This is a genomic window from Aeromonas finlandensis (genome assembly GCF_000764645.1).
GTDB classification, from domain to species: domain Bacteria; phylum Pseudomonadota; class Gammaproteobacteria; order Enterobacterales; family Aeromonadaceae; genus Aeromonas; species Aeromonas finlandensis.
The window spans coordinates 1-18,278 of record NZ_JRGK01000120.1 but is presented as its reverse complement, the minus strand read 5'-3'; the positions used below and the strand labels follow the sequence as shown (position 1 = coordinate 18,278).

Here is an 18,278-nt window from a genome sequence, read left to right as displayed (position 1 = left end):
GCGCAGCGATTCACTCGCCGCCATACCTGCAGAGCGGATTATTTTTTTTATTGCTGTAACAAGCTGGTTGTTTTTGCTTTTATCTAAATTCATCCCGCTATCAGGATCTTCAATTACTGCGCAGATCTCCTCCTGCAAGGCATCCAGGATATCTGCGCTTACCTGAGTGGCTTGTGTTCCAGTCTGCGGATTGCCACCGGTGAATCCGTCTTTTCCGGCGCCGAATTTATCTTTCTGGCGTGATGGGGTATCAATACGGTGCATGGATTGCTCCCAATGTTTTTAAGCTATGCCCACTTGCGGACGGGGGTTTCTGGGTAGGTGCGCAGCGCATCGATGGCGGCCGCCAACTCTGGCGAGGTGGTTCGCACATTGACGTGATAGCCTGGCACGGCAGCCATCACTGGCACTGACTCACCATCAACCATCGTGGTTTCACCTGTCGGCTGGTAAATGGTGCCAATCACGCTGATGTCAGAGCCCTGGCGATACAAGGTTCCGCTCTCGCTGTCTTGCGTGAACCCTGCGGCCTTTAGGGCGGCGGTCATGGCCGACTTGCTGCCAGCCTTGAGATAGAGATCAATAAATTCCATGGGTTTTATCCTTCCAGAAATACCAGCCGAACGCACGGCACACGAGCCAGAACAGCCAGGCAAGCAGCGGCTTGCCATTGGTGATCATGCACTGGCGCAGGCTGCGGTCAGCCTCAGAGCGGGAGACCGTTCCTTTGGCGCCATAATCGCGGTCGTGCTGCTGGCAACAGGTATTAGTTCCATGAGAGACGGGGCCAAGCCCCGTGCAGTAGTGCCGAGTCACCGGATCGCCTTGATTTGTGAGTCTGTCAACGCCCGATGCCATATGCGAAGGTTTCTAATGTGCCCCCATAGGTGACGAACCATAGACCCTCCTGCACCATAACCGATGTGCCAGCGGTCTTTACTTGTTCCGTTGTCAGCACCGAAAACCGGAGTCGCTGGTTGTTTTACCGAACCTTCAACCCCGTCTGTGTAACATCGGTTTTGAACAATATCTGTCTGGGCCACTATCGTGTGCATTTTTTGATCATTCAGCGCAGGCTGGTTGGCCCCACCGCTGAATGATGCATTGCCGTAAGCCCATGCCAGACGACTGTTTAACGGATCAACCATTAACACCTCATACGCTGCGCTAGATGGGTAGCCTGACAGAATTCCACGCCGAGCATCGGTTACGTTTCCCGATACCATTGCAGCATTCAGATGGATTTCTGCGGCGACAGTAAGTTGGCCAAAATAATTGTCATTACCCGAGCGAGGGATGTATGGGAAATCGGCAGCTCTCGTGGCCGCGGCGTTACTTGTTAGGATGAATGAACTAGCCCCGGGAGCCTCCTCCAATTGAAAACCTACAACACAGAGAGACCAGTCTGCCTGTGGAACCTGAGCGCCACCTTGCTCATTCAAATAGAACAGATCTAGTGACCCGCCGCCGCTTGTGCTGGCATCTACTGACGATATAGTGGTTGCCGTAACGATCAGGAGGTTTCCTATCCTCTTTGCTGTTCCGGTCGTATCTGCTGTTGTTGACAGAATATTTCCATCTATATCAACGTTCACTTGACGATTAAGCCAGTTGGCACTCCACGCAAATTGGAGTCGCAAGCGCTTTAGTGGAATATTGCTGTTATCTAAATCAATGATTGCCGTGGCCGTGTATATTGTAGAATTTTTTATTTGCTCTCGAGATGCACCGAATACCAATGCATTAGAACCACCTGTGATCTTCTTTGCTGTTATCCCTGTATATTTTGATGACGTTACTGATGTTTGAGAACCACCATCTGCGGGAATTCGAGTGGCATCCCACCTGAAAATATTCGTGCTTTGACCTTCAATAAGAAGTCCTTCGGACTCAAAACGAGGTTCGTTGACTGCGGCAAGACGGAGATTACCCATCTTGTCAAAGTACCAGGCGTTAGTGGTGCGTTCAAAATTCACATAGCGAGCGATTACATCATCACCGACTTTAACCTCTCGGCCATAGCCTGCAAACATGCGCAGCAAATCGGTGAACGGAATCCACACATCCGGCAGCGGCAGTGCCGCGAGGCCGATGGCATCCGCTACAGTGTCAAGCCCGGAGATCTGTGATGCAAGTTTGGCGGCATCATCCGCTGCCTTGGCGCTGGCTGATGCCTGTGCGGCGTAACTCGCTGCAGCATTGGTGCTCGGCTTGAGGTTCTGTTTGACTCGTTCTGCCAGCGTCGGCTGGTCAGGGTAGCCAGGGACGGGAATCATCTGCCCCTCTTGCCCCACGACAATCTGATTAAAGGTGTTTACCGTCTGCTCTACGAGCATGATCGCTTCGGTGGGGTCTTTATCGGTTACTGCCATCAGGTATCTCCAAATCCCAGACAGCATGCAGCTCGCATCGCATCAGCGAGGCGGATCATGTTGTCGTGGTCGGTGGTATAGACGAAATTCAGAATGGTGTGAGAGGGCGCCTTCTTGCCGATGATGCACTGCATGACGGCATCCCCCCAGACGCAGAGCGAACTGCCGACCACCGAGCCAGCCCGCATGTAGTCAACGTTCATGCGCGGCAGATTTACCTGCCACACATAGCGCCACTCAGGGCCGTAGATAGGGGCGCCAACCCGGCTGCCGGCGCAGAACACGGCGCCGTGGTAGTTGGAGATGGTGGCATCCTGATAGCCGAGCGAGGCTAGCAGCTGCAGGTAATATTCGGCATTGATGCCGCCAAGCGAGTTGATCTTGGCATCGAGACGCTGCTGGCGCTCCCTGATGGTGGCGGTGCCTGGTACCTCGCACTCATCTGGCAGCCCGCAGATCCCCTCATAGCGTGTCAGCAGCACCGTAGTGCGCAGCGGGTCGATCTCTTCTTGCGCCAGCGCATCGACCCGCTCGGCGGTGCGTGCCAGCTCGGCGGCGCCAGCGGTGAGCAGGGGGTGATCCCCCTCCCATGCCGGGCCATAGGGGAGCAGCTTCTGCAGTTGGTCGGCGTAATCGGCGGCGGTCAATCCCATGTTGTGCTCCCCAGCGCGACTATCTCGCCCCTGGCGGTGGTAAATTCAGCCGCAGGGGAAAGCAGTTGGTGCTTGTATTCGCCGTTGGCGGCGCTGATAGCCTCAGACAGGCGAGACGGCGCTATGGCCTGCTCAGGACCACCCTCGCGGCGGTAGAACTCGCGCAGGGCAGCGGTGACGGCAGAGCGGACGGCCGGAGTGTCCGGGGTAACCTTGATGCGGTGAGCCACGGTTTTCAGGTTGATGCCGAGCAGATAGAGCTCGGCGGCGGCAACAGGCGCCTTGGGCTCGATATGCTGGCGGGCGGCGGCGATGATTGCCGCTGATGGCACCATCGCCTCGGAGTTGTCATCAACCAGAAACACCCCGACCGTGCCAGGCCCCATCCAGTGGCGATAGCACCAGGCTCGGGTTACCCCTGGCACCTCTTCGGCCCACACCTGGTAATCGGTATCAGCCCCACCCTGCGGGGTGAAGAACCAGCGGTCAATCACCCTTGCTCGCCAGTCATCAATGCGCTCAAGGTCGGTACCGCCCTGAACGCTGTCAGCCACCCCGGAGGATGAGAGCCCTGGCACTGGCTCGGAGAGGATCAGCCCCTCGCCATCATCCAGATTGGTGTGATAGCCGGTCTCGGAGCAGGTGATAGGAAGGCGCAGCACGCCGCCGGATGAGGTTGCCGCCTCGGTGGCGACATACTGGAGCGGGGTGCTGCCCTGATAAACGGCCACCGCACCGGCCGGAACAGTGATGCCATCGCTGACACCGGCGATCCGCAGCCAGCCGGCAGCGGGTTGCGCCTCTTTGCGGGGGCACTTCTTCATGCCTGCATGGCGCAGCAGCCACTGCTCATCACAGAGATCCGGCAGCAGGTTGCGCTCGAGGTATTCGATATGGCCGTTCACCCCGTGCACGGCGCCCGCATAGGCGCGGGCGTAAACCTCGGCATCCGATCGGCGCAGCGGGTCATCCAGCTCTGCCGTCACATCGGCTCGCACCCGCTGGATAATCTCGCGCAGGGTTGGGCGCAGGGAGTAGCTAGACATTGACGGCCTCCAGAATGTCGGGGATGGTAATTTGCTGGTCAGATCCATCGACGGTGAGCGTCACGATCAGTTCGGCGCCGTCAATCTCGCGGCGGCGGCACTCGGCATCGATGCGGGTGACCAGCTTGTCATCTTTCAGCCAGGCCAGCGCCTCGAGGGCGTAGTCGCGGGCCCGCTCGCGCACCTCTGGCAGGTTCTTCTCACGCCGAAGCAGATAGAGGCGGCTGCCGATCCGGTCACCGGCCACGGTCGGGTAGCTGTCTCCCCACCATCCGTACGGGCGATCGCTATCGTCGGAGGCGCCAGCGCGGCGCCAGGTGAAGAGGCTGATAAACACCGCCCTGTGCAGCGGGTGCAGCAGGTCGCCGGAGTCGGTGAGGACGCCGTTGACAGAGATCAGCATGGGGTTACTCCATCCGGTTTTTTGGCTTGCCGGTCGGGGTGCCGCCGGGGTGTTCGTGGTCGTTGAATTAGTCGCGCATCTTCTGCATGGTGCCGGTCTTGTCGCGGATCTCGCCGGTACACTCCAGCAGCGGGGTATCGAAGCGAGCCTTGGTCTTGGCCTCAACCTCAAGGGTCAGGGTTTTCACCTCGATGCGGCGCCCCCTGCGCAGCACAATACGGTCACCCTCATCGGTGTAGAGCGCCACCTCCCCCGCCGCTAGCCCCTTCAGCCGGTAGCGCCGATCGGCCACAACCAGCACCACACCGTGGGACTTGTCACCATCCGGGAAGACGGCGACATGTTCGGCCCCGTCATGGGGACAGGAGGTGAAACCATAGGGCTCGAGATGCTCGACATCATCCTTAAGCTCACCGCCAAGCATCTCGATCTGCACCAGCTGGCACTTTGCAGCCGAGTTGACCAGCCTGATCACGCCGCGTGATAGCAGGTTGCGGATAGCGTTTTTCAGTTCACGCATTAGAAAACGTCCTCATCCTTGCTCTTGCGGGCTGGCTTGGGATCCGGCACATCAGGCAGATAGGCATCGGCAGGGCCGACGCGCAGGGTCGCGATGGTGCCGCGATCGGTGCGGCTGTACTCCACTTCGGCGATCACCAGTTCGTCACCGGCAAAGTCGTTATGGGGGTCGAACACAGGAACAACCATGTTTGGCAACCACAGTGCACCGGACTCCTGCCGCCAACCGCGTACCGTATAGGTCGCCTCTCGCGCCTTGGCCTCACGGCGGCGGGCCTCGAACTCACACATGGCGCGGCAGCTGGCAACGCTGGCCTGTCCGGTCTGCTTGATCAGCAGCGGGCGGTAGCGACCAACCTGGCCGCCGACCTTGTGGCTGACCTTAGTCGAGCTGGATTCACCGAAGTCGTCATCGGTACCCGCTCGCTGGCCTGCAACCCGGTATTCCGAGTGGCAGTCGCTCTGATCTTGCGGGGCGCTGCAGCTGAGTATGTTTTTGCCATAGACCAGCGGCGTGGTGGCGCGCAGCGCACCGACCGCGCCGAAGTGCAGATCACCGTTTGCATCGTCATAGGCCAGCAAGCGTTGCTGCTGCATCATTCTGTCGATGACCTCGGCAACCGCCTCCCCCCAGTCCACCGAGAAATCGGAGATGGGGGATTGTCCGGCCGCACCGAACACTGATACCCCGAACGGCTGGCAGAGCGCAGCGGCAATTTGCTGCGGGGTCTGCCCCCGGAACTGGCGCACCGTGGCGGCGCTGTCGATCAGGTCGCCGGTGCGGGATCGCCCACGAATGGAGCGGGTGATGCTGCGGGCGTCATAACTGACCGGCTTCGCATCAACGTAGCCGGTGAGCACCAGATCGCGGCCGATCAGCACCTCCACCCTGTCGCCCTGCTTAATCCCGGTGGATACCGCATCAAGCAGCTCGCCCTTTTCGCTGGCCCGCCTGGTGACTTGCACCTCGAAATCGCGAGCCAGCCGGTCGATACCTGCGCTGATCCGCATGGCCATCCAGCCATACCAGGCATTGCCATTGATCCGCAGGTGATACTCGTCGCTCATGATGCCAGTGTCCGCAGGGGGTCGGGGGGCACAAAGCCCGGGTGAGAAATGTTGTTTTTGGCGATCAGCTCATCCGCTCGACTGGCATCGTCATACCACTCCGCCGCCAGCACCAACGCCGGTACCGTGTCGCTCGGGGTGCGCGTCACCAGTTTTGAGGCATGCTGTTGCTGCTGGCGCAGGGTGCTGACCAGTTCGCGGCGCAGATCCCGCAACGCCTGATAGACGCCGTCATCGGTGGTACGCTCGCTCTCCTTGTCGATCGCCGCAATGATGGTCTGGCGGGTCTCCTCCAGCTCATCATGGGTCGGGGTATCTATCTCCTCGGCGGGTGGGGTAACCACTACGCTATCGAGCGCGGGGGCCCGTGCCGGGGTGGTGGTTGGTTGGCTCGGCGGCGGCATCAAGGCAACCGCCTGGGCGCTGCTGGCGATCAGGTTGACCCTCACCAGCTCGGATACGCTGTTGGTCAGCCGATCGGCCTGCTGCTTGTCCTGCGCGGCCGATGGCCACACACCAACCGGCCTGGCTGACGGGGTCTGCGAGGCGGTGGCGGTGCGGTTTGACAGCGACAGCAGGGCGCGGGCCGTACTGCTGGAGCTCTTGCTGGCATCCAGCACATCGGCGAGGCGCCGCGAGAAGATCCAGGCGGTAGAGGGGGGCTGCATCAGCACACCGATATCCCCCTGTATCAGCCGCATGGCGGCAGACATCTTGCCGTCAGCACTGCCGAGCATATCGGCCACATCCCCCAGCAGGGCTGATGCGTGCTCGACGGTGGCCATCGACATCCACTCCGGCAGGCCATCAAGACCAAAGGCGCTGGCGAAGGCGCTCTGCGCCCGGTCGAGCAGGCTGGTTGAGCGACCCGCCAACAGCGATGATCCGAGCGGGGTGGCGGTTGGCCACTCATCCTCGCCAGACTCCACAAAGGTGAAGCTGACGACACACATGCGCCCATCTTTCTTGCTGTGGCTGATGCGCTGCTTGCCCATCACCACCACGTTCATCCGCCCGTACCAGGGGCTCACCAGCTCACCGGGGCCCACCTGCTCGAGCGCTGCAATCAGCCGATCCCGCTCGGCGATAAAGTCGGGCCCGATCAGGTAAGCTGTGATGGCGTATTCCCGGGTCTCGCGCCCCATATCCTCGACGCTGGGGGTATCACGACCGGGATACTCATGGATCACGGTGCGACGACCGATCTGCAGGTCATCGCCGTCAACCTTGAATGCCACCCCGCGAAACGAGGCGGCCTGCAGGCGATCTGTCCAGCTCATCGCTACCCCTTCGTTGCATAACGTGAATACCCGACATCGGGCAACATGGACCAGCCAGGAGAGGCCTTGCCCTCATCGACGCGCATGTTCTGCGGGGCATCTTCAAAGCGCACCACCATCTCGCCCGCCACGCGACCGCCACCGGCATTGGCGCCAGCAGCAGGAGATGAGGCGGACAGCGGCGAGTGCTTGCCAAGTGGCGAGCCACCGAACCAGCTGCCCACGGTGTCAACCGCGCTGCCGAACGCGCCTTTGGCGCCAGAAGCCAATGAGCTGGCGGTTTCACTCGCCCATTTGGCCCCGTTCATCAACGGATCGATGTAGGGTTTGATCTGCGCCCACAGGGCGCGGAAGTACCCGACGATGGGATCCCAGTTCTTAATCAGGATGCCCAGTGGTGAGAAGTTGAAAAATGCCGACTTGATCAGCTCCCAGGCGTCGAGGCTGACCGCCTTGATGCCATCCCATGCGTCACTGAAAAAGCCGACGATGCTGGCCCATGTACGCTGGAACCAGGGGCCAATGGTGCCCCAGTTGGCGATAATCAGACCGGCCGCCATGGCGACACCACGCAGGATCAAGCCAAGCGGAGTTGCTGTAAGGGCGTTGCCAAAGAATGTCGCCGCGACGCCGCAGGCATAGAGCACCAGCTTGAGCGCAGCGAACCCGGCAGCCACCCCGACCACCCCGCGGATCACCTCGGGGTTGGCGGCGGCAAACTCGCTGAACTTCGCTGCCATATCACCAAGCCAGGTGACCGTGTCTTTCGCCTCCCCCTGAAAGGCGCCACCAATGGCGGCCAAGCCGTTCACGGCGGTACCCGTCATGGCATCCCACAGGTTTTTCAGGGTGCCGAGCTGGGCGCCAACCCGCTGTTGCAGGCTGGCCTGCCGCGCCATCTTCTGCTGGATCTCGTCATAACCAGAGCGCCCCTTGTCGATCAGGGCGTTGACCACCTGCAGGGTTTCCGCGTCATCGCCGAAAATCTGCTTGATGATGGTGGTGCGCTGCTGGCTCGTGAGAGATTGCAACTTGTGAAGTTGGGAAAACAGGTTATCCAGCCCGCCAAATTCGCCCTTGCCGTCGGTGAAATCGAGCTTGATCCCCTTGCGGCTCATCAGGCGGTTGGCGGCGCTGATCTTCTTGCTGTCGAATCCGGCTTGCAGCACCTTGCGGATCGCGTTACCTGATGACTCCCCCGCCATCCCCATCTGGTCCATCATGATCGCCAGCGGCGCCAGCGACTGGGATGCCTTGAGGCCGTCCTTGTCGATCATCTTCAGCACCGAACTGGTCTTGCTGAAGAAGCTGAGCATGTTGGTGTCATCCACCCCCATGTAGAAGGCTTTCTGGATGGTATCGAACAGACTCATCATGTCTTTGGAGGCGGTACCGGTGGCGTCCTGCATCTTGGCGGCGAACTCGGCGGCGGCGGCGGGCGCCTTGCCAAGCTGCACGGCCAGATAGGCAGTGGCCTCACCCACCCCGCCCAGCACGGTCTCGGCACTCAGACCCTGCCGCTGCAGCATGGTCATCATGTCCTGAAAGTCGGCGGTGGTGCCCGGCAGCTTGTTGCCAAGGCCGACCGCCAGATCGTTGATCTTCTTGAATTCGGGGCCGACCGAACCACCGGCATCCATCATTGCGACCTTGAGGCCGGTGGCGGCATTCTCTGACTGGGCAAAGGCGGCCAGGCTGCCACCCACTGCGGCGGCCAGACCCGCACCGATGGCGGGCGCACCTTCACCGGCGCTCTTGAGGTCGCGCTGCCAGACCTTGATGTTTTTGCGGATACCCTTGAGCGCCGGAGAGAGCTTGTCCACACCGGTGATCAGGGCTTTCAGTTGAAATTCATTGGCCATAAATCACCCGGACTCTGCTTTTGCCAGCCGTTCACACTGGCGCTCCATCAAGGCCAGCGCGTCAAAGTCGTGGTGAAGGAAGGCGATGGGATCGCCCGCCTTCCACCACCGCGCCATATCGAAGTAGCGGTCGAGAATGTCGCGCTCGGTTACCCCTTCAGGAAAAAACCGGCGACATCCCAGGCAGCATTGTTGAGGTCGGCAGGCTCAATCTGTTCAACCGCGCTGGCCGGAATGGCGCACAGCTCGATCAGGTAGCCCTTCACCTTTTTCATGTTGATGCTGACCTCCCCTTCGGGGGTCATGGTATAGGGCAGGCCGAGGCGGCAAACCTGTTCGCCAGTGGGCTTTTTAAGCTCCAGCTTGGCGAGTGACTCGCCGTGCGCCTGGATCGGGGCGGATAGCGTGATGACTTTATGGTTCATTGATGGAACCCTTCTTTTCCGTTGAATTGCATGTCGGCGGTGCCGTCTTCTGGGTTGTGGTTGGCCTCACCCTCGAGCCAGGCGCCTTTCAGCACATACACCTGACCATTCGCCAGTTCGGCGGTGATGGTCATGTCATCGCTTGTGGTGATTTTTTTGAGCGGAAAACTCTTCGGGATCTTGAACGACGCCTTGATATAGGGCGCTCGGTGAGTCTCCTTGTAATCAACGCTGCCATCGAGGCCCACGATGGACTCCTTGACGTTGGTGTTAAGGGGGATCTCCATGCCCCCGGTAACTGACAGTTGCTCGCCATCAACCTTGAAATAACAAGTACCTGAGATGCGGCCCATTTATGCCTCCTGATATTGCAGACGGAACTGGTTAAGCAGCGCAAAGACGCGCAGGCCGTTGACGTAGTCGGGCGGGAACAGCACGTTGACCCGACCAGAGTCGCCATCTCGCTCTACGATCAAGTACTTGGCGAACAGCTCGCTGTTCTCGACGATGCCGAGGCGCTCCATGATGCGGTATTCGCCGTTGAGCTCGCCCTTGATCACCGCCGGGGTGACGATGGCCTGACCCTCGCCGAAGCGGGTGCCGTCATTGGCCAGCTTGTGGCGGCCATATTTACTGGTCACCAGAGTGCGCAGACGGCGGATCACGTAGGCGGATGTGTGCAGGGTCTCGCTGTCGAGATAGGAGTTGTCTGCCGCGCCGTACTTGTTGCGCTGGTACATGGTGATCGCCCGTTCGACCATCATCACGCCAGAGCTGGCCGTCTGGGTGGCGATGCCACTGGTCAGCAGTACCTGCCGCTCGGAAATGGTGAAGCGCTTGCCGGTCGGTGCCGGCAGCAGGCCGTTCAGTTCGCCGGTCTGGGTCGGCCGTGCCGGGTCGATGCGGATAAACACCGCATTGCGGGCGCAGCTGGCAGCCGCCACTTCGTAAGGCGAGGCAGCCGTCAGCGGCTCGACGCCGATCGTGGTGATGTGCTGGCCGTTGCGGGCCTTGCCGAAGGTTGAGAGTTCAGAGAGCGTGCCGCGCTTGGCGCTGTAGAGATGGCCGTAGATTTGACGCAGCCAAGACCAGCGGCCGGTGGCGTCGTTCATCTCCGCCTCCAGCACATCCAGCGAGCCGCTGTCGTGCCAGGGGGTGGCGATAAAGTCGAACGGCTCATCACCCATGGCGGCAATGGCGGCGGTCAGATCGGGAGATCCGGCGCCACCGCTAAGGCATGACTGGGCAGGCAGCGCTACGTTGATGCCGTTCGGCAGGGATTCCCCACCCATCACGCCGCGATAGTTGAGCGCGAGGTTGATGTCGTTGCCGGTCAACCCCTTCCATTTCGCGGTGAGGGTCACCACGCCAGCCGAGACGGAGGCGGTCACCGGCAGACTGGTATCGGCATCGATGGCGGCCTTGATGCTGGATGCCACCGCAGTGGCGGCGGCAGAGGCGGATACCCCGGCCTGCACCCGTTTGCCCGCGATGTAGAGCGAGACCACCCCGGCAGAGATAGCGGTACCGGTCACCGTGATGGTGGCGGTCGCGGCGGTGCCTGCGCTGGGCTCGGGTACATCGATCAGCCACAGTTCGCCGAACGAATCGACATTGCGATAGGCGGCCACCATGGCGGCCAGCTGACTGCCGGCACCGACCATACCTGCCGCCTGGGCAGGGTTGGTGATCTGCTGCAGCTGGTTCTTGCCGGTGGTGACAGCAGCCAGGCCATGGCCCAGCACCAGCGCCCGCAGGGTTTCGCTGGCGCTATTGGCTGCCGAGTTGTCCATCTCCGCATAGAACAGCGGCACCCGCAGATCGGCGGGAACATTATTGAAGCTGACGGGCATTATTTTGCTCCCTTCTTGCTGACCGTGACCTGAGGCGCTGCCTCGGCTGTTGGCTCTTGCTCTGCTGCCGGTTCTTGCTCAACCGGAGGTTCGATGACGACATCGCCATCAAGCTGGCGGCGATACCAATACTGATTGGCGATCACCTCGCGCCCTTCAGCGGGCAGCCGGTCGCCACGGTCAGGATCGGGGACCGATCGACCGTCATTGGGTTTGACGAACATGGTTATTCCTGTGGGGTTGGGGCGAATCCGAGCGGGCTGGCGTCATTCATGGCGTGAGCCAACTTGAGCATGTTGCTGTAATCGCTGACGAATACGGTGTTGACCGGGAGGTTGAACTGATGCTCGATGATGCGCCACTCTGGCGGCACCACATCCGGGCCCAGCCCCGGGCTGATATAGTCGATACCCCACTGGTCGCCGTGGCCACATAGCCCCTCAAACTCGGGGAGTGCCTCCAGCTCTGTCCATTGGCGGGTATCTTCCGGGCCGATCTCGAACTCGGCCGAGAATTCAAGCTGGTAGTAGAGGTGCGCCCGATTCATATCGAGCAGGTTGCCACCCTGATAGGTAATGCCGTCGTACTTCTTCTCGTCCGGCGACCAGCCATTCAGGGCCTTCCAGAGCGCCTCTCGCGCCTCCTCTATCACATCAACCGAGGCTTGCCCGCGGGCGTCCTGGGTGTTGTTGACCACCACCACTACAGCAAAGGCGTCGGTGATCTTCTGCCAGTAGTCGGTCTGGCTGCGATTCTCTTCTGCATTGTCATCGAGGGGGAGGACATAGGCGGCGGGCAGGGCCAGCTTGTTGTTCTCGGCCAGAGGCTTGAACTCGGACGCACCGGCGACCCTGCCGCCAAACATGGGGCAGCGCTGGCGAATGGCCGCAATCAGCGGGCTTATCTTCATGTCAGTTTCTCCGGCCTGACCGAGGAGCGCAGCGCAGTGAACAGGGTTCGCTGGATTTCGTAGCTGCGGTATTTGAGGGTTTTGGCAAAGTAGTTCTGGCGGGGGGCGATGCGCCACGGCGAGCCGCCGCTGGCCCCTTTACGATGGCTCTTGACCCGCTTGGCGCCACGCCTGACCCCGTAAAAGAGGTATGCAGGGTAAAAGCCGTCGCTCGGAATATCTTTAGATGCCCCTTCGCCCTTGTTGTGGCTGACCTTGACCATAAAGCCTGGGCGGTTGGCGGTCGCCCTTGGCACGAAGTAGCCGATTGACTTGGCCAGATCGCCGGACTGGTAGCCAGGGGCCTGCCCGGCTCCTGATATGGCCCGCCGCGCCACTGCCCGCCGGTTGTCGCGCAGAAGGGTGCGGCCGATATCGACAAATGCCCGCCTGACGCGGGCCTTGTTGAAGCGGATCTCCTGCGCGTCAGGAAAATCAACGTGGAGGTAGATGCCTGAATTGGAGTTCTCAAACGACATGGCGACCTCTCGTTATGTCGGAAGATCCAGCTGCTCCAGTTCAACCAGCGCCCAGACGGTTTCGCCGTTGAGCGGCTCGCAGCGCTTCACCCGATAGACGGCCCCCTTGTGTACCATCTGGTGGTCACAGGTGAGCTGGCGCCAGCGGATCAGGCATTTGTGCGTCACCTTCTCGTCAATCTGCACCCCGGCCTGATAGATGCCGCCGGTGACAGGCATCAGCTTTCCCCATACGTTGAGCTGGTCGTGGTACTCCTGCCTGGTGGAAAAGTCCTCGTCGGGTACCTCGGTAACGCGCCGGATCTGCAGGCGGTGCTTGAGCTCGCCTGCACTGGGCGGGCGCATCGAGTTAACGACAGATGACTGTCTGATCTTCATATTGGCATCCTGGTGTAGGGGCCAATCAGGTAGCGAAAGGCAAAGGGAACCTCGACTTTCTCGAAGTCGGAGACCGCCTCGCGGTTGTTGAACCAGTGCGCCACCATCAGCAGGCCCGCGGCCTTGATGTCATCGCCGATCACCAGATGGCGATCCGTCATCTCAGCCAGAGGCGCATCGAGCAGCTCTCGATCGGTGTGCTGCTCGATAGCCCGGCGGGCGGCCCCGATGTAGAGGTTAAGCAGCAGATCCTGGCTGGCGTCATCCTCTTCGAGGCGGCACTGGTGCTTCACCTCTTCCAGCGTGATCCACGGCATAACTACTCCTCGGCTTGTTCCGGCTCGACCTGTGCCAGTGTTTTCTTGATCACCAGCTCGGCTTCAGCCGGTGACAGGCGGGTGATATCGTCGCGGCTGTAGTTCTTCCATGGGCCGGTGAAGCGCACCAGTACACGCTCATCAGGGATAGATGCAGGCTCATCTCCGCCGCCATACTGCTCATGATCGGCGTCAGTGGCTCCGGTGGCCTGATCACCGGTCAGCGCCGCGGGGCCAGCTCCGGATGCATCGCCTGGCGCTTGATCTGCTGCGTGGTGGTCAGGATCTGATTCATCGTCTTCGCCAGTTCCGGCGTGGGGATCTTGCCCAGTGCCTGCATCGGCATCGGGTTGGGTGGTGTCAGTTGCATTGCTGGTCGGCTCCTGCGGCAGTTCGCCGCTCTGCTGCTCGTTATCCGCGTCAGTGGCAGGTGTCTGCCCTGCGCGACGGCCTTTCAGTGGCTTGGCCATGTCGGCTCCTTGTTACAAGGGGATGAGAAAGGGCGCCTGTGCGGCGCCCTGCTGCGGCCTTACCAGGTAACCTTGGTACCCAGCGCCAGACCTTCCGGATGACGGAAGCCCACATCGTGGTTGCCGACCAGGCGGATCAGCGACTGGTTGCGGGAGAAGGCGCTGACCAGATCGCCGTTGGTGTCCTTGTAGGTGGCTTCGGTGGAGAAGTCGATGGTCATGTTGTCCTGCTCGCCGATCACCACGTCGTTCCAGTCGGCGAAGTAGATCTCAGACTCGTTGGTACCGGTGCCGAGGTTGGCCGGGATGGTGTTGGTGTGCGCAATTGGGTACCCCTTGAGCAGACCTTGCGCCATCTCCGGATAGACCTTGTTGCCGTTGCCATCGCGCAGGCCGAACAGCTTCATCCAAGTGCGCGGGCTCATACCCCAGCCCGGGTTGACCATCAGGCTGTCGGAGCTCATCAGCTTGAGGATGAGCTTGTCGAGGTAAGCGTCGATGGTCTGCATGTCGGCGGTACCGGCCCACTCGACGGTGCGGCCCGCATCGGTCGCGACCTTCTTGAAGCCGGTCGGGGTATTGCCAGTGCCGTCATCGCGCAGGAAGGCTTTATCCTCGCGCACTGCCATGGCGGCGATCATGTCGCTCAGCACCAGCTGCTCGACGTTGTAGCCGGAGCAGCCGATCAGCTGGTTGCTGATGGGCACCAGGGTGATCAGGGTTTTTGCGGACAGCTTCACATCGTTGAACTGGCTGGCGCTGCTGTTGGCATCAGAGCCCTCGCCCACGTAGCTGGATGTCGCGCCGCCACTCATGCGTGGCAGAGAGAGGTTGCCATTGGGCAGCGGCAGTACGCGGGCGCCCAGCTTGCGCACAATGGTCTTGGGACGCAGCAGCTCGATCACTTCGGAGTGCAGATTCTCGGGGATCAGGGCGCCACCGGAACCGGCGGCGGTGCTGATGGCCATGGCAACCTGCTGATCGCCGATCTCTTTGGCGGCGAACTGCTCGGCCAGCTGCAGATCACCCTTGCCGGCGGCTACAGCCATCGCCATACGGGCAAAGCCGGAACCGGCATACTGCTTCACTTCCTGCTTCACATGTACAGCAGGGGACTGGCTGGCGGTGACGGGGGCAGCCTGCTGGGCCATCAGGCGCTCGGCGCTCTCCATGCGGGCGATCTTGGCGCTGATGTCGCCGATCTTGGTTTCCAGCTCGGTAAATTGCTGGAGCTGCTCGGCGGTGAGTTCAGTACCGCTGGCTTCAATATCTGCCAGCTTCTTCACTTCGGCGGTCAGTTCGCCACGCTCGCGGCGGAGGGCTTCGATAGTCTTCATCGATTGGTTTCCTTTGGACATAAAAAAAGCCCCTTTCGGGGCTTGTTGGATCGGTTCCGCCGCTGGGCTAGAACTGGTTCTGTAATTCGATGGCGCGGGCCCGCATGCCGATGCTTTGCGCCGGTTTTGCCGACTTGGCCACGCTGGCGGCCAGGCCGTTGAGATAATCCTGCGGGTTGGCCAGCTCATCGGCCAGCCCGTTGCTGACCGCTTCGGCCCCGCTGTAGAGGGTGGCCTCGGTGGTTTTCACCTGTTCGACTGACAGGCCGCGATAGCGGGCCACCGAGCTGATAAACAGGTCGTAGGCCTGATCCATGCGGTGGTTGATTGCCGCCATAGCGCCATCGCTGAGTGGCTCATGGGGGGTGCCGTCCTTTTTGCGGTCACCGCGGTAGAAGGTGGTGAACTTGAGCCCTACCTCCTCCTCCCACTTGCTCACCTCCATGTGCTCCATGATGACGCCAATGGAGCCGCAGCCGCCGGTTTCACTGACCACCACCTTGCTGCAGGCGGAGGCGATGAAGTAGGCCGCCGAGTAGGCAGAGAAGTTGACCAGCGCGGTGATCGGCTTGACGCTGCGCTTGGAATAGATGTATTCGGCCAGCTCCTTGCAGCCGACCGCATGGCCGCCACCGGAGTTGATGTCGAGCACTATCTCTTTGACCCGCTCATCGGCGAGTGCCGTGGCGATCTGCGCCCGCGCCCACTCGTAGCTGGTCAGCTCGGTGCAGGCGTTATCGATTTGACCGCGCCGCGCCACCAGAATGCCGTGCAGCGGGATCACCGCCAGCCCTTCAATGCGGTACTGCGATTCGCTGCGGGCCTCGAGCTGTTTTGGCTCCAGCCCATCCGGCAGGTCATCGGCGGCCATCACCTCGATCTGGCTGCCCAGCATGCGGGGCATCAGCAGGCTCTTGACCCCTGCCAGCACCTCCTGGGTGACGTAGAGCGGACACCCGAACACCTGGCTGGCCAGGTGCGGGTAGTTGATCATCAGCTTCGGCATAGGATGGCCTCAATTTCCGTGATTTGTTCCGGGGTCGCCTGGCTGATGCCTTGCGGCAGCTTGCCAGTAGAGACCATGTTGAGCGGGGTCAGGTAGATATCACCACCCGGGATCGGGGGCAGGTTTTCCAACCGGCGGATATCGTTGACGCTGAGCCAGCCCCACTGGCGACCGAGGGCGTATGACTCGTAACGGGACTTCTGGTCTGCCCGCAGCAGGCCGGAGAGGTTGAACTCGATATAGAGGTCTTTGCGCTCACTCGGCAGCAGCAGGTCGCGCATCATGGCGGCCTCGATGCGCTTGACCCACGGCAGCAGGGTGTAGATGACGAACTGCAGCCCCTGATGCTCGATGTTGTTGTTGGTTGCCCGATCCAGCTCGCCGATCATGTGCGGCGGGACCTTGTAGAGACGGCAGATTTCGATGGCGCCATACTTGCGCGACTCGAGCAGTTGCGCCTGCTCGTTGTTCATCGACATCTGTTTGTACTGCATGCCCTCCTGCAGGATGGCTACCCCAAATGAATTTCGAGCACCTGCATAGGTATCAACAAACTTCGCCTTGAACTGCTCCAATGAATCCTGGGTCGTGAATGGCTTCCCGGAAGTTTCGATTGTTCCTGACAAGGTGGTGCCGTTGGCAAATACCGAACCGGCATGCTCGTCCACCGCCATGGCCAGCCCGATTGCATCCGGGTTGCTCTGGATCGGCGAGACGCCGAGGTAGCCATCCAGACTGAAGGCCTTGACGTGGTGCACCATACGCATCGGCAGGATCTGGTTGCTGCCATCCAGCAGCTGGTAGTAAGGCAGCCCGTCAGGCCCCTTGAGCACCATCATCTTGTCCGGGTTGACCGGGATCAGCTCGCTGATGTAGCCGTTACCACTGCGCTCGATCAGGCTGTAGCTGTTGCCGCGCAGGCCGAGGTGGCCCATGCGCTGCTCGTTGAATTCGAAGCTGGTGTCTTTCTGGTTGGGGCAGGCGTGGATAATGTCGTACAGAGGGTGGTCGGTCGCCCGGGTGCGACTGTCGTCGCTGCGCTGGTAGAGCTCGCACGGCAGCTGCGCAATGGATTCTGCCAGCAGGGTGACGCAGGCGCGGACAGTGCCCTGCGCCAGCGCAGATTCCGGCGTGACCATGATGCCAGCCTTGCTGCGCCGCGCCCCTACGCTCGAGATCCACTGACTGAAGTTGCCGCCGCCACCCCTGCGCTCAAACAGGAATGGGAAGAACATCAGTCACCCCCTCGCTGTTTGTTGTACTGGTGCCAGGCGATGGCGCGGCTCAACCAGGCAGACCAGCCCAGCGCCAGCAGGCCACCGACCACCCAACCGAGCGGGGCAGACCAGAGCCAGGCGCCATAGGTCAGCGCGGCGGCACCAAGCAGGCCCACCAGAAAGGCGACGATGTTCATCAGCATAGGACGTCCGTGGTTTCGTAAATGGATTTGGTATTGCCGCGGCCCGCGACCATGGCGCGGCCGATGGCCATCATGAGCGCGACAGCGCCGTCAATTTTCTGATCGGCAGACTCCTTGACCGGGCGCACCACATCATCGTTACCGGGCAGGTTCTTGCCGATCACGTTGCCGATACACCAGGTCATCAGGCTGTTTCCATCGTGATGGAAACGGCCGGACTGAATGGCGGCCTCCAGCTCTCGCATCGGGTCGCTCATGTTGGTGTAGTTCTGGGTGATGGAGATGGGGGTCAATCCCTCATCTGCCAGATCGTGAGCCAGCGCGGTTGCGCCTGCCGGGTCGAGCGGGACTTCCAGCACGTTGCCACTGGCTGCGGCCTCTTTGGCTACGGCCAGGATTTCGCGATAGTCGATCTCAGCACCTTCTGTGGTGCTGAGCTCG

24 protein-coding genes and 1 pseudogene are annotated in these 18,278 nt (G+C 61.0%); all 25 read right to left on the bottom strand.

Annotation, left to right across the window (positions count from 1 at the left end):
* A pseudogene (locus LD28_RS22280) lies at window positions 1–264 on the bottom strand (hypothetical protein); the annotation flags it as partial.
* Window positions 265–287: 23 nt separating this feature from the next.
* A complete protein-coding gene (locus tag LD28_RS0110930; protein WP_033136997.1) occupies window positions 288–593 on the bottom strand; it encodes a hypothetical protein in 306 nt (101 codons plus the stop codon).
* Window positions 580–816 (bottom strand): hypothetical protein, encoded by a 237-nt coding sequence (locus LD28_RS22275; protein WP_156120188.1) that lies wholly within the window; start codon window positions 814–816, stop codon window positions 580–582. Before LD28_RS22275 ends, LD28_RS0110930 begins: the two co-directional genes overlap by 14 nt.
* Entirely contained in the window at window positions 813–2,372 is a 1,560-nt protein-coding gene (locus tag LD28_RS22990) for a phage head spike fiber domain-containing protein (protein WP_033136996.1), read from the bottom strand. The genes LD28_RS22275 and LD28_RS22990 overlap by 4 nt, the downstream gene beginning before the upstream one ends.
* Window positions 2,372–3,025, bottom strand: coding sequence for a YmfQ family protein (locus LD28_RS0110920; protein ID WP_050514304.1), 654 nt, complete (start codon window positions 3,023–3,025; stop codon window positions 2,372–2,374). The genes LD28_RS22990 and LD28_RS0110920 overlap by 1 nt, the downstream gene beginning before the upstream one ends.
* Window positions 3,016–4,071 (bottom strand): baseplate J/gp47 family protein, encoded by a 1,056-nt coding sequence (locus LD28_RS0110915; protein ID WP_033136995.1) that lies wholly within the window; start codon window positions 4,069–4,071, stop codon window positions 3,016–3,018. The genes LD28_RS0110920 and LD28_RS0110915 overlap by 10 nt, the downstream gene beginning before the upstream one ends.
* Window positions 4,064–4,474: a phage GP46 family protein gene (locus tag LD28_RS0110910; RefSeq protein WP_033136994.1), complete on the bottom strand. Its 411-nt coding sequence runs from the start codon at window positions 4,472–4,474 to the stop codon at window positions 4,064–4,066. The genes LD28_RS0110915 and LD28_RS0110910 overlap by 8 nt, the downstream gene beginning before the upstream one ends.
* Before the next feature lie 67 nt (window positions 4,475–4,541).
* On the bottom strand, window positions 4,542–4,994 hold the full coding sequence (locus LD28_RS0110905) for a phage baseplate assembly protein V (RefSeq protein WP_081959508.1): 453 nt from the start codon (window positions 4,992–4,994) through the stop codon (window positions 4,542–4,544).
* On the bottom strand, window positions 4,994–6,061 hold the full coding sequence (locus LD28_RS0110900) for a phage baseplate assembly protein (protein ID WP_033136993.1): 1,068 nt from the start codon (window positions 6,059–6,061) through the stop codon (window positions 4,994–4,996). Before LD28_RS0110900 ends, LD28_RS0110905 begins: the two co-directional genes overlap by 1 nt.
* Window positions 6,058–7,341 carry a DNA circularization protein gene (locus LD28_RS0110895; RefSeq protein ID WP_033136992.1) on the bottom strand — a complete coding sequence of 428 codons (1,284 nt, stop codon included), beginning with the start codon at window positions 7,339–7,341 and terminating at the stop codon, window positions 6,058–6,060. Before LD28_RS0110895 ends, LD28_RS0110900 begins: the two co-directional genes overlap by 4 nt.
* 2 nt (window positions 7,342–7,343) lie before the next feature.
* Complete coding sequence (locus LD28_RS0110890) at window positions 7,344–9,203, bottom strand: phage tail tape measure protein (RefSeq protein ID WP_033136991.1); 1,860 nt, start codon at window positions 9,201–9,203, stop codon at window positions 7,344–7,346.
* Between the two features lie 149 nt (window positions 9,204–9,352).
* A complete protein-coding gene (locus LD28_RS0110885; RefSeq protein WP_033136990.1) occupies window positions 9,353–9,628 on the bottom strand; it encodes a phage tail assembly protein in 276 nt (91 codons plus the stop codon).
* The gene (locus LD28_RS0110880) at window positions 9,625–9,981 is read right to left on the bottom strand and encodes a phage tail tube protein (protein ID WP_033136989.1); all 357 of its coding nucleotides are present in this window, start codon (window positions 9,979–9,981) and stop codon (window positions 9,625–9,627) included. Before LD28_RS0110880 ends, LD28_RS0110885 begins: the two co-directional genes overlap by 4 nt.
* Window positions 9,982–11,481 (bottom strand): phage tail sheath subtilisin-like domain-containing protein, encoded by a 1,500-nt coding sequence (locus tag LD28_RS0110875; protein WP_033136988.1) that lies wholly within the window; start codon window positions 11,479–11,481, stop codon window positions 9,982–9,984.
* On the bottom strand, window positions 11,481–11,705 hold the full coding sequence (locus LD28_RS0110870; protein ID WP_033136987.1) for a DUF2635 domain-containing protein: 225 nt from the start codon (window positions 11,703–11,705) through the stop codon (window positions 11,481–11,483). Before LD28_RS0110870 ends, LD28_RS0110875 begins: the two co-directional genes overlap by 1 nt.
* A 2-nt stretch (window positions 11,706–11,707) precedes the next feature.
* Window positions 11,708–12,391, bottom strand: coding sequence for a phage tail terminator protein (locus LD28_RS0110865; protein ID WP_193354302.1), 684 nt, complete (start codon window positions 12,389–12,391; stop codon window positions 11,708–11,710).
* A complete protein-coding gene (locus LD28_RS0110860) occupies window positions 12,388–12,909 on the bottom strand; it encodes a hypothetical protein (RefSeq protein ID WP_033136986.1) in 522 nt (173 codons plus the stop codon). The genes LD28_RS0110865 and LD28_RS0110860 overlap by 4 nt, the downstream gene beginning before the upstream one ends.
* A gap of 12 nt (window positions 12,910–12,921) precedes the next feature.
* The gene (locus tag LD28_RS0110855; protein ID WP_050514303.1) at window positions 12,922–13,287 is read right to left on the bottom strand and encodes a head-tail adaptor protein; all 366 of its coding nucleotides are present in this window, start codon (window positions 13,285–13,287) and stop codon (window positions 12,922–12,924) included.
* Complete coding sequence (locus LD28_RS0110850; protein ID WP_033136985.1) at window positions 13,284–13,604, bottom strand: head-tail connector protein; 321 nt, start codon at window positions 13,602–13,604, stop codon at window positions 13,284–13,286. The genes LD28_RS0110855 and LD28_RS0110850 overlap by 4 nt, the downstream gene beginning before the upstream one ends.
* A 2-nt stretch (window positions 13,605–13,606) precedes the next feature.
* On the bottom strand, window positions 13,607–14,074 hold the full coding sequence (locus tag LD28_RS0110845) for a hypothetical protein (protein WP_033136984.1): 468 nt from the start codon (window positions 14,072–14,074) through the stop codon (window positions 13,607–13,609).
* 59 nt (window positions 14,075–14,133) lie between these two features.
* On the bottom strand, window positions 14,134–15,411 hold the full coding sequence (locus tag LD28_RS0110840; protein ID WP_033136983.1) for a phage major capsid protein: 1,278 nt from the start codon (window positions 15,409–15,411) through the stop codon (window positions 14,134–14,136).
* A 67-nt stretch (window positions 15,412–15,478) separates the two neighbouring features.
* Window positions 15,479–16,417, bottom strand: coding sequence for a S49 family peptidase (locus tag LD28_RS0110835; RefSeq protein WP_033136982.1), 939 nt, complete (start codon window positions 16,415–16,417; stop codon window positions 15,479–15,481).
* The gene (locus tag LD28_RS0110830; protein ID WP_033136981.1) at window positions 16,405–17,652 is read right to left on the bottom strand and encodes a phage portal protein; all 1,248 of its coding nucleotides are present in this window, start codon (window positions 17,650–17,652) and stop codon (window positions 16,405–16,407) included. Before LD28_RS0110830 ends, LD28_RS0110835 begins: the two co-directional genes overlap by 13 nt.
* On the bottom strand, window positions 17,652–17,837 hold the full coding sequence (locus LD28_RS0110825) for a hypothetical protein (protein ID WP_033136980.1): 186 nt from the start codon (window positions 17,835–17,837) through the stop codon (window positions 17,652–17,654). Before LD28_RS0110825 ends, LD28_RS0110830 begins: the two co-directional genes overlap by 1 nt.
* A partial coding sequence (locus tag LD28_RS0110820) for a terminase TerL endonuclease subunit (RefSeq protein WP_033136979.1) occupies window positions 17,831–18,278 on the bottom strand: 448 nt, incomplete at its 5' end. The genes LD28_RS0110825 and LD28_RS0110820, both read right to left, overlap by 7 nt.